Source organism: Rubrivirga marina (genome assembly GCF_002283365.1).
Lineage (GTDB): Bacteria > Bacteroidota > Rhodothermia > Rhodothermales > Rubricoccaceae > Rubrivirga > Rubrivirga marina.
Genome location: NZ_MQWD01000001.1, coordinates 3524145 through 3538344 on the forward strand (window position 1 = coordinate 3524145; position 14200 = coordinate 3538344).

Annotated in this window: 14 protein-coding genes; 2 read left to right on the plus strand and 12 right to left on the minus strand. The window is 73.9% G+C overall.

Annotated features, from left to right (window positions below):
- Positions 1–20 precede the first annotated feature (20 nt).
- The 8 genes from BSZ37_RS14935 to BSZ37_RS14965 form a co-directional block, all read right to left on the minus strand.
- On the minus strand, positions 21–683 hold the full coding sequence (locus tag BSZ37_RS14935) for a tetratricopeptide repeat protein (protein ID WP_095511321.1): 663 nt from the start codon (positions 681–683) through the stop codon (positions 21–23).
- Positions 683–1438, minus strand: a complete 756-nt coding sequence (locus tag BSZ37_RS14940) for a cell division ATP-binding protein FtsE (RefSeq protein WP_218830519.1) — start codon at positions 1436–1438, stop codon at positions 683–685. The genes BSZ37_RS14935 and BSZ37_RS14940 overlap by 1 nt, the downstream gene beginning before the upstream one ends.
- A gap of 25 nt (positions 1439–1463) precedes the next feature.
- Positions 1464–2258 (minus strand): class I SAM-dependent DNA methyltransferase, encoded by a 795-nt coding sequence (locus BSZ37_RS14945; RefSeq protein ID WP_218830520.1) that lies wholly within the window; start codon positions 2256–2258, stop codon positions 1464–1466.
- Positions 2259–2368: 110 nt separating this feature from the next.
- Positions 2369–3361 carry a 4-hydroxythreonine-4-phosphate dehydrogenase PdxA gene (pdxA, locus tag BSZ37_RS14950; RefSeq protein ID WP_095511323.1) on the minus strand — a complete coding sequence of 331 codons (993 nt, stop codon included), beginning with the start codon at positions 3359–3361 and terminating at the stop codon, positions 2369–2371.
- Positions 3358–3519: a hypothetical protein gene (locus BSZ37_RS22130; protein ID WP_179299667.1), complete on the minus strand. Its 162-nt coding sequence runs from the start codon at positions 3517–3519 to the stop codon at positions 3358–3360. The genes pdxA and BSZ37_RS22130 overlap by 4 nt, the downstream gene beginning before the upstream one ends.
- A gap of 109 nt (positions 3520–3628) precedes the next feature.
- Entirely contained in the window at positions 3629–5071 is a 1443-nt protein-coding gene (locus tag BSZ37_RS14955; protein ID WP_095511324.1) for a leucyl aminopeptidase family protein, read from the minus strand.
- A complete protein-coding gene (locus BSZ37_RS14960) occupies positions 5072–6184 on the minus strand; it encodes a DHH family phosphoesterase (RefSeq protein WP_095511325.1) in 1113 nt (370 codons plus the stop codon).
- Positions 6185–6210: 26 nt separating this feature from the next.
- On the minus strand, positions 6211–7653 hold the full coding sequence (locus tag BSZ37_RS14965; protein WP_179299668.1) for an NAD(P)/FAD-dependent oxidoreductase: 1443 nt from the start codon (positions 7651–7653) through the stop codon (positions 6211–6213).
- Positions 7654–7825: 172 nt separating this feature from the next.
- Here BSZ37_RS14965 and BSZ37_RS22690 point away from each other — a divergent pair, with 172 nt between their 5' ends.
- Positions 7826–7960: a hypothetical protein gene (locus BSZ37_RS22690; protein WP_281253037.1), complete on the plus strand. Its 135-nt coding sequence runs from the start codon at positions 7826–7828 to the stop codon at positions 7958–7960.
- Positions 7961–7963: 3 nt separating this feature from the next.
- On the opposite strand, the gene BSZ37_RS14970 is transcribed toward BSZ37_RS22690, so the two are convergent.
- The 4 genes from BSZ37_RS14970 to BSZ37_RS14985 form a co-directional block, all read right to left on the minus strand.
- Complete coding sequence (locus BSZ37_RS14970; RefSeq protein WP_095511327.1) at positions 7964–9004, minus strand: SecDF P1 head subdomain-containing protein; 1041 nt, start codon at positions 9002–9004, stop codon at positions 7964–7966.
- Positions 9005–9053: 49 nt separating this feature from the next.
- On the minus strand, positions 9054–9359 hold the full coding sequence (locus tag BSZ37_RS14975) for a hypothetical protein (RefSeq protein ID WP_095511328.1): 306 nt from the start codon (positions 9357–9359) through the stop codon (positions 9054–9056).
- Between the two features lie 90 nt (positions 9360–9449).
- The gene (gene rseP / locus BSZ37_RS14980; RefSeq protein ID WP_095511329.1) at positions 9450–10883 is read right to left on the minus strand and encodes an RIP metalloprotease RseP; all 1434 of its coding nucleotides are present in this window, start codon (positions 10881–10883) and stop codon (positions 9450–9452) included.
- A 24-nt stretch (positions 10884–10907) separates the two neighbouring features.
- Positions 10908–12104, minus strand: a complete 1197-nt coding sequence (locus BSZ37_RS14985) for a 1-deoxy-D-xylulose-5-phosphate reductoisomerase (RefSeq protein WP_095511330.1) — start codon at positions 12102–12104, stop codon at positions 10908–10910.
- Positions 12105–12205: 101 nt separating this feature from the next.
- On the opposite strand from BSZ37_RS14985, the gene BSZ37_RS14990 reads away from it, so the two are divergent.
- Positions 12206–14173 (plus strand): tetratricopeptide repeat protein, encoded by a 1968-nt coding sequence (locus tag BSZ37_RS14990; protein ID WP_095511331.1) that lies wholly within the window; start codon positions 12206–12208, stop codon positions 14171–14173.
- The last annotated feature ends 27 nt before the right edge of the window (positions 14174–14200 follow it).

A 14200-nucleotide genomic window follows, 5' to 3' on the forward strand; every position in this document is an offset into this window, starting at 1 on the left:
AGGCCGCCGGCCTCGACGCGTCAGGGGACCGGGTCTGAATCTCCGTCGAGGTCTGCGAGGAGCGACTCGACCACCGACCGTTGGGCGGAGCTCGGGGGCTCCCGGTCCCGGGCCTCGGCCGAGTCGGCGAGGGCGAGGTACTGGCGGAGATCGCGGCGCGCGGCGACGCTGTCGCCGGCGTAGGAGTGGACGACGCCCCGGTCGAGGACGTGGCGCGGCTCCTCGGGCGCGAGCGCGACGGCCCGGTCCAGGTCTTCGAGGGTCCGCACCCAGCCGTCGTCGAGGGCCTGGGCCACGAACGCCCGGTGGCTGTAGATGTCGGCGAGGGGCGTCCCGCGCGCCTCGCCCCCCCGCTCGACGGCCTCAATGGCCGCCGTGAGGTCGGTGTAGGCAGCGCGGACCTGCTCGGGATCCCCACCGTCGTCGTCCCACCCGGCCCAGCGGCAGAGCCCACGGGCCACGAGCGCGTCCGGCGCCCCGGGCGACGCGGCGAGGACGGAGTCGAGCCGGGCGACGCCGTCGGTCACGTCGCCCGCGAGGCACTGGTCGAACGACGCCTGCACTGCCCCCAGGTCCACCGAGGCGGGCGGACCCGGCGGGGCGACCGGGGCCGGGGTGGGCGCGTCGTCGCCGCACGCGCCGAGCGCGAGCGCGGCCAGGAGGACCGGCAACCGGCGGCGCACTAGAGCGAGGCCGGGTCGACCTCGATGAGCCGCCCGCGCACGAGCGCGAGCGTCCGCGCCGGGAAGGCCTTGACGAGCCGGTAGTCATGCGTCGCCATGAGGAGCGCGGTCCCCTGGCGGTTGACCTTGACCAGCAGCTTCTGGATCTCGTCGGCCACACGCGGGTCGAGGTTGCCCGTCGGCTCGTCGGCCAGGAGCAGGCGGGGGTGGTTGACGAGCGCGCGCGCGATGCACGCCCGCTGCTGCTCGCCGCCCGACAGTTCGCTCGGCCGGGCCTTCGCCCGGTGTCCCAATCCGACCTGAGCGAGCGCGCTGAGTGCCCGCTCCTTTACCTCCTTCCCCCGCACGCCGGTCGCGTAGAGCGCGAACGCCACGTTGTCGTAGGCGCTCCGGTCGGGGAGCAGCTGGAAGTCCTGGAACACGATGCCGAGCATCCGCCGGAGAAGTGGGATGTCCTTCGGCTTCGTCGAGTCCGACTGGTACGGCCCCACACGGACGAGCCCGTACTCGGGCTGGACGTCCATGTAGAGCAGCTTCATGATGGTCGACTTGCCGCTCCCGGTCGGGCCGATGAGGTAGACCATCTCGCCCGGCCGCATGGTCAGGTTGAGGTCCGAGGCGACGTCGACGCGGGCACCCGATGGGTCGACGTAGCTCGCAGCGACGTTGCGGAGCTCGACGAGCGGGCGCTCTCGGGGCGCGCCCGCCGAGGGCGGCGCGGCGTAGTCAGAAACGCGGTCGACGGCGGGGTCCACAGGCGGCATCGGGGGGGTCCCCAAGCTACGCCGGCCGGCCGTGGGGCGTCGCCCGACGCAGGACCCAGTGGACCCGCTCGGAGTCGTCGGTCGCGGGCTCGCCCTCGAACCCGTCGTAGGCCGCGATCGCGACGAGGCCGGCCGCCTCGATGGCCTCGGCGACCTCCTCGCGGGTGTAGGCGCGCTGGACGTGGCGCTCCACGACCGTCCTCCCGTCGGGCAGCGTGAGGTCGAACGTCGTCGTGTGGAGGCGGCGGTCGGGGTCGTACTCGCTCGTGCGGAGGTACGAGAACGCGTCGGTCTCGCCCGCGTCGTCGAACCCGCCGGCCGCGTGCGTCTCCGAGTTCACCGGCGTCGACTGGTCGATGACGGCGATCCCCCCCGGCGCGAGGGCGTCGCGGATCGTGCGGAGGAGGTCGGTGACGGCGCCGAGGTCGAGGAGGTAGTTCAGGCCGTCGTACAGGAGCACAACGACGTCGGCCGGGTCGCCGGGCACGGGCTCGCCGAACGGCAGCACGTCGAACGCGATCGGCCGGCCGGCGCGGCGCGCGGTCTCGCGGGCGACCTCGACCATCGCCTCGGAGCCGTCATAGGCGCGGTACCCGTAGCCCCCGGGCGGCGGGCCGAACGGCTGGAGCGCGACGGCGAACGTGCCGGTCCCACAGCCGAGTTCGACCACCGAACGAGCGCCGGGGCGGTGCTTTCGAATGAGGCCTTGGGCGTAGGCGGCCCACACCGGGTAGTCGACGTGGGCCATCACGGCGTCGTAGCCGGCGGCGAGGGCGGAGTACGGGTCGGTCACGGGCGGGAGGTCACGCACGACGGAAAGGTCGGGCCGCGGGTCCGGGGCCGCCACCCGAAGACGGCGTGATCCTCGGTCGGCGCGATCGACGGGATGGCTCCCTCCACCTCGGCACCGAGGGGACGGAGTCAGCGGGCGCGGCGGGCGGCCATGGCGGCGGCCATCCGGATCGCCGCGCGTATCGACGACGGGTCGGCCACACCCTGCCCCGCCACGTCGAACGCCGTCCCGTGGTCCGGGCTCGTGCGGACGATGGGGAGCCCGAGCGTGACGTTCACGCCGGCCCCCTGCGCGAGCGCCTTGAACGGGGCTAGTCCCTGGTCGTGGTACATCGCGACGACGGCGTCGGCGTGTCGCCATGCGCCGCGCCCGAAAAACGCGTCGGCCGGGTGCGGGCCGGTCACGTCGAGCCCGTCGGCCCGGAGCGCGTCGAGGGCCGGGCGGATCGTGTCGATCTCCTCGGTCCCGATCACGCCGCCGTCGCCCGCGTGCGGGTTGAGGCCGAGGACGGCCAGGCGCGGCGCGTCGATGCCGAGGTCGCGGCGGAGCGCCGCGGCGAGGGTCCGGCACGTGTCGCCGATCCGCTCCTCGGAGATCAGATCCGGCACGGCCGCGACGGGCACGTGGATCGTGACGAGCGCCACGCGGAGCGGCCCGGCGTCGAGGTCGGCCGCGAGGACCATCACGACGGTCGGGGCGCCGCACCGCTGCTGCAAGAACTCGGTGTGGCCGGGGACGGTGTAGCCGGCCTTCTGGATGGCCTCCTTCGAGATCGGCGCCGTGACGATGCCGTCCACGTCGCCCGCCAGCGCGAGGTCGACGGCGCAGGCGACGGCCTCCATCGCCCGCCGCCCGCCGGTGGCGGTCGTCTGTCCCCAGTCGATGTGTGTCTCCGTCCCCGGGTCCGGGTCGAGGACCGCGAGCCCCTCCCCTGCCCGCTCCGCCGCGCCGGCCACCTCGACGACCGGCCCGAGGCCGAGGCGCTCGGCGTGCTGGCGGAGCGCCTCGGCGCTGCCGACGGCGAGGAGGTCGGCCTCGGCCGCGTCGGCGGCCTTCAGCACGACCTCGGGCCCGATCCCGTTCGGGTCGCCGATGGAGACGGCGAGGCGCGGGCGGCTCATTCGGCCTCGGACAGGGTGTCGGCCGGGGCGTCTTGGCCGAGGGACGGCGGGACCTCGGCGGGCGTCGTGACCTCGGGGTTGGAGGTCCCGGCGGCGTCCTCGTCGGTCGCGCACGCGGCGAGCGGGAGCGTCAGCAGGAGCAGCAGGAGGAGTCGCATGGGGCGCCAATCGGGTGGGCGGGTTGTACCTCCACCCCGCCTCCGTGGTCCGCCCCCCTCCGCCTGACTGCGCGACCTCCGGTTCAGCGCCGAGGCGGGCAGGGTCGGCTTATCCGTCGGCGTCCTCCCCCAGCAGGTCGAGCAGCAGACGGACGCCGAACCCGCTCGCCCCCTTCGGCCGGTAGCCGTACGCGCTATCCAAAAATGCCGGACGCGCGAGGTCGACGTGTGCCCACGGGTAGGCCGGCTCCCCGTCGTCGTCGCGCGTGAAGTGCTCCAGGAAGGCGCCGGCCGTGATCGTCCCGGCCATCCGGCCCCCGATGTTGGAGAGGTCGGCGACGTCGCTCTCGAGCTGGTCGGCGTAATGAGGGTAGAGCGGGAGCGGCCAGCAGAGGTCGCCCGTCCGCTCGCCCGCCCGGCGGACGCGCCCGGCGAACGCCTCCTCGTCGGGCCGCGCGATGACGGCCGCGACGCGCTCGCCGAGGGCGATGCCCTGCGCGCCCGTGAGCGTCGCGGCGTCGAGGACCCAGCGGGGGCCGAGGCTTCGGGCATGGCTGAGCGCGTCGGCGAGGAGCAGGCGCCCCTCGGCGTCCGTGTTCATCACCTCGACCGTCGTTCCCGAGTGCATCGTGAGCACGTCGCCCGGGGCGAAGGCCCGGCCGCCGGGCCGGTTGTCCGACATCGGCAGGAGGCCGACCACCCGCACCGGCAGCCCGAGGCGGGCGGCGCCGACGAGGGCCCCGGCCACGGCCGCCCCTCCCGCCATGTCGGCCTTCATCTTGTCCATCGAGTCCTTCGTCGGCTTGAGCGACAGCCCGCCCGTGTCGTACGTGACGGTCTTCCCGACGAGGACCACGGGTGCGTCCGCCTCGGTGCCCTCCGGCGCCCACTCGAGCGTCACGAACCGCGGCGGGTCGAGGCTGCCCCGGTTCACGCCGAGCAGCCCGCCCATCCCCTCCGCCTCGATCCGGCCCTCGTCCCAGACCTCAACGCGGAGCCCGGCGGCCTCGGCCGCCTCGGCGATCCGGTCGGCGAGAGCAGCCGGCATCTTCGCGTCCGGCGGCGTGTTGACGAGGTCCCGGGTCCAGTTCGTCACGTCGGCCCGGACGTCGGCGGCCTCGATGGCACCGCGAAGCGAATCGGTCGCGTCGGGATCGGAAACGAAGAGCCGGATCTCCGCCGCGTCGGCGCCGGATTTGTAGTCGAGGTAGCGGTAGGCGCCGAGGCGGAAGCCCTCGACCAACGCGGCGGCGACCTCGGGCGGGGCCTCCTCGGGGAGACGGAGCGTGGCCTCCTCCGCCTCCAGCGACGCGACCAGGCCGGCAGCGGACGCCGCGGCCCACCGCCAGCGCTCCAGGCCCGGCTCGTCCCCGAGGCGGACGAAGACGATCGGCGACCGCCCGGCGGCCGGGCTGATCACCGGCGCCTTCGTCTTCTCCGCGATGGCGAGTGCCGACGCGGCCTCCGGGACGTCCGGCAGCGGCCCCTCGTCAGCGAGGACCACCACCTCGACGCCGCGCACGTCCGAGTCGAGAAACGACGTGGATGTCATCTAGCGCGAGCCGCCGAATTGGGCGAGGAGGGCGAGGTCGGAGTCCGAGAGCTCGCGGTCGCCGTCCTCCTCGTTCGCCAGCACGTGCGGGTCGACGGCCACGTGCCGCGGCGCGGCGTCGATGACCTGCTTCATCGTCCGCGCGAGTTGACCGTCCTTGACGAAGGCGCCCGACGCGTTCGGGTGGCCTCCGCCGCCAAACTTGGTCGCCCAGCCGTTGATCGGGCAGTCGCCCTTGGAGCGGAACGAGAGCTTGACGCCCGACGGGAGTTCGAGGAAGATGACCGCCGCGAGGACGCCGTCGAGCGCGAGGCCGTAGTTGATCAGGCCCTCCGTCTCGTCGAAGAAGGCGCCGGAGCTCCGGATCATGTCCTGCGTCACGAAGAGCGTCGCCAGTCGGCCGTCGTAGTGCGTCGTGATCGTGCCGAGCGCGGACGACAGCAGCGCGAGCCCCTCGCGGCTCCGGCCGTCGAAGATCGAGACGTGAATCGGCTCCGGCCGGAGGTCGCCGCGGTCCAGGATGTCGGCGACGACGGCGTGCGTGCGCGGCGTCGTGGCGCTGTAGCGGAACGAGCCCGTGTCGGTCATGATGCCGACGTAGAGCGCCGTCGCCACGGCCCGGCCGATGAGCTCGGGGTCGATGCCCGCGATGAGGTCGTAGGCGATCTCCGCCGCCGCCGCCGCGTCGGTCCGCACGCAGGCCGCGTCGAACCACGTCTCGGGGTCGGGGTGGTGGTCGAGCAGGAGGACGGGCTTCCCGGACTTCCGGAACACCCCCCCCACGTCGCCGAGACGGTGCTGGGCGTTGGCGTCGACCACAAGGAGCGCGTCGGCGCGGGCGACGGCCTCGGCCTGGGTGAGGTCGCCGGACTCGTAGACGTGGAGGAACCCGTCGGGCTGCTCCTCGGCCAGCCAGTCCTGGTTGCGCGGGACGCGGTCGGCGTTGAGGATCATCACCGACTTGCCGAGCGCCCTGAGGGCACGCCCGATCGCGATCTCAGTGCCGAGGGCGTCGCCGTCGGGCCGGAGGTGCGTCGTGATCACGACGCGGTCGGCGGCGACGAGGGCGTCGCGGACGGCGGCGAGGTCGGGCGAGTCGCGGACGGGGATCATGGGAGGCGGGCAGGCAGCGGGGCAAGCTACGGGTGACTCGGCGCGGGCTCCGGCCTCTCCGCCTCGGTAGGCTCCTCGGCACAATCGGAGGCGTCGTCGGCCGGGCCCGGCGTGTCGTCGAGGCGGGGGTCGTGGGACCCACCGCCGCGGCCGTGCTCGGTCGGCGCCGTCGCGAGGAGCGGCTGGCGGACACGCTCGCCGCGGTCGGTCGTCAGGATGATCCGCGGGCCGCGGTCGTACGTCACGTAGTTGTAGAGCCAGTTGACGAAGACCGAGATCCGGTTCCGGAAGCCGACGAGCTTGACGAGGTGGACGAGCAGCCAGCCCATCCACGCGAGGAAGCCGGTCAGTTTGAGCCCGCCCGGCGTCTGGAGCACGGCCGCATTCCGCCCGATCGTCGCCATCATCCCGAGGTCGTGGTACACGAAGGGCTCGTCGGCGGTCTGCCCGGAGGTCATCCGTTCGATCAGCCGGGCGGCGTGGCGGCCCTGCTGGATCGCGACCTGGGCCACCTGAGGGTAGAGCTCGCCGTCGGGGTCGCTCGCACCGGACGCGTCGCCGACGACGAACACGCGGTCCTGACCCGGCACCCGAAGCGTGGCGTCGACCACGACGCGCCCGCCCTTCGTCTGCTCCAACCCAAGCGCGTCCGCCAGCGGGTTGGCCTGGACGCCGGCGGCCCAGACGACCGTCGCGGCATCGATCCGGCTCCCGTCGGTCAGTTCCACGCCGTCGGCGTCGACGCGGGCCACGTTCTCGCCGAATCGCAACTCGGCGCCCTTCTTCTCGAGCGCCTCGCGCGTGTACTGGCGGAGGTCGGCGTCGTACCCGGCGAGCGGCTGGCGGAGGCCGTCGACCAGCACGACGCGCGCCCGCTCCACGTCGACCGTCGGGAAGTCCTCGGCGAGCACGTGGAAGAGCTCGCGGAGCGCGCCGGCCATCTCGACGCCCGTCGGCCCGCCCCCGACCACGACCGTCGTCAACGCGCCCTCGTCGATCCGCCCCGGGTCGCGGGCGACGGCCTCGAACTGGCTAAGCACGTGACCCCGGAGGGCGATCGCGTCCGGCACGTTCTTAATCGGGAAGGCGTGCTCGAACGCGCCCTCGACGCCGTAGAACGCCGTCGACGCGCCGGGCGCGAGGACGAGCACGTCGTAGGGGACGGCCTCGCCGGTGTCGAGGTGGAGCGTCCGGGCCTCGAGGTCCGCGCCCGTCACGAGCCCGAGGCGGACGTCGGCGTTCCGCTGGTCGCGGACGATGTGCCGGATCGGCTGCGTGATGTCCGACGTGTCGAGGCCGGCCGTCGCGACCTGGTACAGCAGCGGCTGGAACTTGTGGTAGTTGTTCCGATCCACGAGGAGCACGTCGACGGCCGCCGTCTTGAGGGCGAGGACGCATTCGAGCCCGCCGTGCCCGGCGCCGACGACGACGACGCGGGGGCGGGTGCCCGGGGGGAGGTCGAGGGCCATGGTCGCATCGGGGGTGTCCGGTGCGTACGGTCGGGAGGCGCCGGGGTTGGCCCCCCGGAGTGAAGGCTCGGGGGACATCCCGGTAGCGCTTCGGGCATCGCCGGAACCGCCGAATTGCACTGGCGGAATTCTCTTGGATCCCTCACCTTGCGGTCCTCACACGATTGGTCGCATGTCCCCCCGTTTCTGGATCCCCGCCGCCGTGTCGGCGGCCACCGTCCCCCTCACCCTCGGCGCCCTCCTGTGGCGCGGGCGCGTCCTCGCCCGCCGCTTCCGGACGGCCGACCCGTTCACGCCAGGCCGCTAGGGCTCAGAAGCCCTGCGCGTCGGTGAGCAGCACCCGCCACCGCCCCGCGTCGTCGCGGCGGACGGTCACGACGCTGAGCACCGACATCCCGCCGACTGGGGCCGCCCCACGCAGCACGACGTGCGTGAGTTCGCCATCGTCGACGCGCCCGACGACGGTCCGCTCGGAGTCCGGCGGCCCCCACACGCCGAGCGCGTCGAGGCCCGCGAAGTGGAGCGACGCGAGGTCCGGCGGTGCGAGCCCCTCGAGATCGTCCGGGACACGCCCGAGCACGTCAGCCGCGGTGAACGACGCCTCTTGGATCCCGTCCCGCACCCACACCGTGGGGCCGTCGAGGCGGAGGATCCCGAGGGCGTCCGGCCGGAGGGCGTCGAGCGCGTCAGGGTGCAGCGCCTCGACCGCGGCGCCCCACTGGCGGGCCGCGACGGCGCGGACGAACGCGAGGGCGGCCGCCTGTGCGGTGCCGTCGGCGGAGAGCGGCGTGACGGTCGGTGACGGCACCGCCGGCTCCATCGGCAAGCGCTCCGCGGGGGGCAGGGTCGACGTCCGGCCGCCCCCGGTCCCTGTCTGGATCGGCGGGGACGCGAGGCCGGTGGACTCGCCCCGGAGGTCGGCGGCGAGGCGGGCGGCCTCGGCCGCGGCGAGGCCCGGCAGAAGAATGAGGCCGTTCGCCACGGCGCCTTCCACCCTGGGGACCCCGACCACTCGCCCCTCATGCACCACGGCGAGCGCCTGTCCTCTCGCGTCCTCGGTGGTGCGTGCGAGCTCAAGCGCCGCGACCGGATCGAGCCACACGGACACGACGGCGGTCCCGTCTTCGTCCTCCTCGAGCCCCACCGTCTGGATCGCGTCGAGGGGCACCTCCAGCACGGGCGCCCCGAGATGGACCACCCCGCCGGCGGCGGTCGCCAGCGGAGCACGGTGGACGCCCGTCGTGTCCCCCGACGCGGTCGAAGACACAACGGCGTGGAGGCGGAGACCCGCCTGAGCGTGGAGTGGGAACGCCCACAGAGCGAGGCCGAGAGCGAGGAGCGGACGGGTCATGGGCGAGCAAAGGCCATGCTCCCAACGGCCGCGCCGCTCGCTTCGCACGTCACTCCTCGGGATCCGCCCGCGGCGGTGCGGCGCGCTCGCCCGTGTCCTTCGGCCCCTCGATGGGGTGGTGGCCGTGGTGGTCGCCGTGCTGCTTGACGTAGCGCCGGTTGTACTCGCGCTCGTACTCCTCGTCAACGTCCTTCCCCTCCTGCACGCGGTCGAACGCCGGGTGGTCGGGGTCGAGGCGGACGTCGGCCTCGTCGGGCTCGTTGAAGAGCCGCATGGCCTGAGGCTGCTCGCCGTCAGAGACCTCGGGGTCGCGGTCCTCCTCCGGGTCGAGGGGCGTGTCGGGCTCGGTGCTCATGGGGGTCCGGGAGTGGCGGGCGTCTGCTACGCCCGGCCCCCGCCAACGTTCGCCCGAGGCGGGAGGCCCGGGATCGTCCGCCTCGGCGCGCTATCCGAAGATGCGGACGGCGTCGTTGAAGATCACGAACACCATGAGCGCCAGGATCAGCGCGACACCCAACTGCTGGACCACCATCCGCACCTTCAGCGACGGCTCGCGGCGGACGATGCCCTCGTAGGCGAGGAACACCAGGTGGCCGCCGTCAAGGGCCGGGATCGGGAGGATGTTGAACACGGCGAGTGCGATCGAGAGGTACGCCACGAACCGCCAGAAGGCGCGGAGCCCCAGGTCGGCGGCCTCCTTGGACTGCTTGGCGATCATGATCGGCCCGCCGACGTTGTCGCGGACGCTCTCGCGACCCGTGACCAGCTTGCCGATGAACGCGAACGTGGCCGTCACGTTGCCGACGGTCTGGTCGACGCCCGCCGCCACCGACTCGCCGAGGCCGAGCCGCTCGATCCGCTGGCCCACCGCCGTCTGGTCGACGCCGACCCCGAGCAGGTAGCCGTCGCCGGCCGCCCGGGGCGCGACCTCGGCGCGGTAGATGGCCGCCGCGCCGCGCTGCTCGACGAGCGTGGCGCCCTCGCCGGCCGGGCCGAGCGAGTCGGGGCGGGCCCACGTGATCTCGACGGTCCGGCCCTCGCTCGCCGCGACCTGCTCCGTGAGCCGGTTCCACGACGGCGTCGGCTCGCCGCCGATCGAGAGGACCCGGTCGCCCTTGCGGATGCCCGCGCCGTCGGCCGGGGAGCCCGGGGCGACGGACGCGAGGACGGGGGGGAACCGGGGCCCCGCGCCGAACAGGGCCTCGAACGAGGGCTCCGCGCCCGCCCGCTCCATCTCCGTCGCCCGGCGGGACAGCCGCGAGGCGAGGCCGTCCGGCCCCGTGAGTTCCACCTCGCCCCCCTCACGGCGGACCGTGAGCGAGAACGGGTCGCCCGAGAGGGTCTCCGGCGTGAAGACGGCCTCGAACCGCTCGATCGGCTCGCCGTTGACGCCGACGATCCGGTCGCCCGTCCGCAGGCCCATCTCGGAGGCGATCGTCCCGTCCGTCACCTCGACCGGCACGTTCTCGGCTGGGGTGTACGACTGGCCGTACACGAACGCGAGCGCCCCGAACAGGACCACCGCGAACACGAGGTTGAAGATGACGCCAGCCGAGATCACGATGCTCCGCTGCCAGACCGGCTTCGACCGGAACTCGTCGGGCTGGGGCTCGCTCTCGAGGCCCTCGGCGTCGAGGCTCTCGTCGACCATCCCCGCGATCTTGACGTAGCCGCCGAGCGGGACGGCGCCGACCCGGTACTCCGTGTCGCCCACCTTCTTGTAGAACAGGTTCGGCGGGAAGCCGAGCGAGAACGCGTCGACGCGCATCCCGAAAAGGCGGGCGGCCAGGAAGTGGCCGAGTTCGTGGACGAACACGAGCACCCCCAGGGCCAGCGCGACCCAGAGGAAGTACGAGAACGAGTTGAGCAGGGCCTCCATGAGATCGGGGTGACGGAGGGTCCGTCAGGCGGTGGTGAGCGCGCGGGCGTCGGCGGCGGCGCGGCGGGCGGCAGCGTCAACGGCGAGGAGGCCGTCGAGCGTGCCCGCGGGCCGGGCCGTCGCGAGGCCGACCTCGACGAGGCGGGGGACGTCGGTAAAACGTACGTCGCCGGTCAAGAATCGCGCCACGGCGACCTCGTTGGCGGCGTTGAGCGCGGCCGGGGCAGAGCCCCCCGCACGGAGCGCGTCGTAGGCGAGGCCGAGGCAGGGGAATCGGTCGGCGTCGACGGGTTCAAACGTCAGCGGGCCCGTCCGGGTCCAGTCGAGGCGAGGGTGCGGCGCGGCCCAGCGGTCGGGGAAGGCGAGGGCCACCTGGATCGGGACCCTCATGTCGGGCGGCCCGACCTGCGCCTTGGACGACCCGTCCACGAACTCGACGACCGAGTGGACGACCGATTGGGGGTGGACCACGACCTCGATCTGGTCGGCGTGGACCCCGAACAGCCAGCGGGCCTCGATCACCTCGAGGCCCTTGTTCATCATCGTCGCCGAGTCGACCGAGATCTTGGCGCCCATCGACCAGTTCGGGTGGGCGACGGCCTCCTCCGGCGAGATCGCGTCGAACGTCTCCGCCGGACGCAGGCGGAACGGGCCGCCGGAGGCCGTGAGGATCAGCCGCTCGACCGAGCCGGCCGGCTCGCCGACGAGGCACTGGAAGAGCGCGGAGTGCTCCGAATCGACCGGGACGACCACGGCGCCGGACCGCGCCGCGGCGGCCTCGACGAGCGCGCCGGCCACGACGAGCGACTCCTTGTTGGCGAGCGCGACCGTCTTGCCGGCCTCGACGGCCGCGAGCGTCGGCCGGAGCCCCGCGGCCCCAACGATGGCGGCGACCACGACGTCAACCTCGGCCTCCTCGGCGAGCTCGCGGACGGCGTCGGTGCCGGCGGCGACCTCGACGCCGGTGCCGGCGAGGGCGTCGCGGAGGGCGCCGAGGTGGGCCTCATCGGCGATCACGACGTGATCGGGGCGGACACGGCGGGCCTGCTCGGCGAGCTCCTGCCAGCGCGTCCCAGCCGCGAGTGCGGTGATCCGAAGCCGGTCTGGAAAGAGCGCGGCGACCTCGAGCGTCTGGACGCCGATCGAGCCCGTCGAGCCGAGCACGGCCACGGAGCGGGGGGCGTCCCCGCGTGGCGCGGGCGGTCGGAGGTCGGGGAGCATAGGCGACGCCGCACGAACGGCGCGTCCGGGTCGTTGACGGCGAGCCCCCCAAGATAGCGGCTGCCGTCGCCTACCTTGGCCCTGCCTGCCCCCGCCTGCCCGTGCCACGCCTCCTCCCCGTCCTGCTGGTCTGCCTCGTGGGATCCGCCCCGCTCGCGCAGACGCCGTCGGAACAGGGAGTTCCGCGCATCCAACGCGACACGATCGACGGGCAGGAAGTCCTCCGCATCACCGGACCCGTGCGGATCGGCAGCGGCGGCCAGGTCGTGGTCGAGAGCGAGTCGGGCTCCCAGAGCTACCGGCTCGCCTCGACGCTCCTCGACAACGGCCGGGTCGACGAGGCGACGGCCCTGCTCGAGGACATTGTCGCTGAGGACCCGACGGACCTCGCGGCGTGGATCAAGCTGGAGGAGGCCTACGAGACGGCCCGCCGGTTCGACGACCTCGTGGCGCTCGTCGATCGGCGGATCGCACGCGAGGGGCGGACCGTCGCCCTGCTCGCCAGCCGCGGCGCCGCGCTCTGGCGCGCCGAGCGGCCCGACGAGGCCCGCCGCGCCTGGACCGAGGCCGCCGACCTCGCCCCCGACGACGCGCAGACGTACCGGATCGTCGCCAACGAGATCGGTGCGCTCCGGCTGTTCGACGAGGCCGCCGCCGTGCTCGCCCAGGGCCGCGAGCGCCTCGGCACGGGCATCTCGCCGCTCGAGCTGGCCCACCTTTACGGCCTCTCGCTCGACTATGAGCGGGCCGTTGTCCTCTATCTCGAGGCCCTCGCCGGCGACCCCGCGCTCCTCGGGACGGTCCAGGCCCGGCTCGCGCGGCTCATCGAGGGCCAGGGCGCGCCCGAGACGTTTGCCGCCGCCCTCCAACGAGCGGCCGCGCTCGACCCGCTCGACCGTAGCGTCCGCGAGCTCCAGGGATGGCTGGCGCTGGAACGGGGCGACTTTGACGGGGCGCTCGACGCGGTCCGCGCGCTCGACCGGCTGGAAGGAGAGCGGGGCCAGTCGCTGCTCGCGTTCGCCGAGCGGGCCTGGGCCGCCGGGGCGCCCGAGGCTGCCGCCGCCGCGCTCGACGAGGTCCTCCAGCGCCACGCCGACGGCCCGGCCGCGCCGGCGGCCCGCCTCGGGCGCGCCCGCCTCTGGGACGCCCAGGCCCGCGACGCCCACGAACGCGCCGGCCTCGGCCCGACGCCCGCTGCCGATTCGGCCCGCGCCGGCTATGTCGCCTTCCTCGAGCAGAACCCGACGAGCGACCAGCGCCCCCGAACCACGCTCGCGCTCGCCGACCTGCTCCGCGATGTCTACCGCGACTACGAGGCCTCCGAGGCCCGGCTCCGCGAGGCCGCGAACGGCCGCGACGTGGGGATCGCCTCACGGGCCCGCCTCACGCTGGGCGAGGTCGCCCTCCGCCGCGGTGACCTCGACGCCGCCCGCCAGCGGTTCCAGGACGTCGACGAGTCGATCCGGATCGGGCCGCTCGCCGAGCAGGCCCGCTACGAGCTCGCGCTCATCGACTTCTACGAGGGCTTCATGTACTCGGCCCTCGCCCGCGCCGAAGCGCTCGACGAGAACACGGCCGCCGACGCGGCCAACGACGCCATCGCCCTCCGCGTGACGCTGGGCGACGCGCTCGACCCCGACGTCCTCCCCGGCCCGGATGTGGACCTCACGAACGACCCGCTCCACATCTACGGCCGCGCCGCGCTCCGCCACCGCCGGGGGCTCACCGAGGCGGCCCTGGCCACGCTCGACTCCCTCGACGCCGCCCTCGGCGCCCAGCCGGCCCTGGCCGACGAGTCGCTCTACCTCCGTGCCTCCGTGCTCCTCGATGCGGGCCAGCCGGCCGAGGCCGTTGCCGCGCTCGACGGCCTCATCGAGCGGTTCCCGACGTCGTACTTCGTCGACCGCGCGCTCCGCCTCCAGGCACGGACGTACGAGGGCGAGCTCGACGACCCGGCGTCCGCCGCCGAGCGGTACGACCGTTTGCTGGAGGGATTTCCCGGGTCCCCGCTGGCGCCTGAGGCCCGGCAGGAGCTTCGCCGCCTCCGGACCGTGCTTCAATCTTCCTGACGGCATGTTCGCCTCCCTGTCCCACTG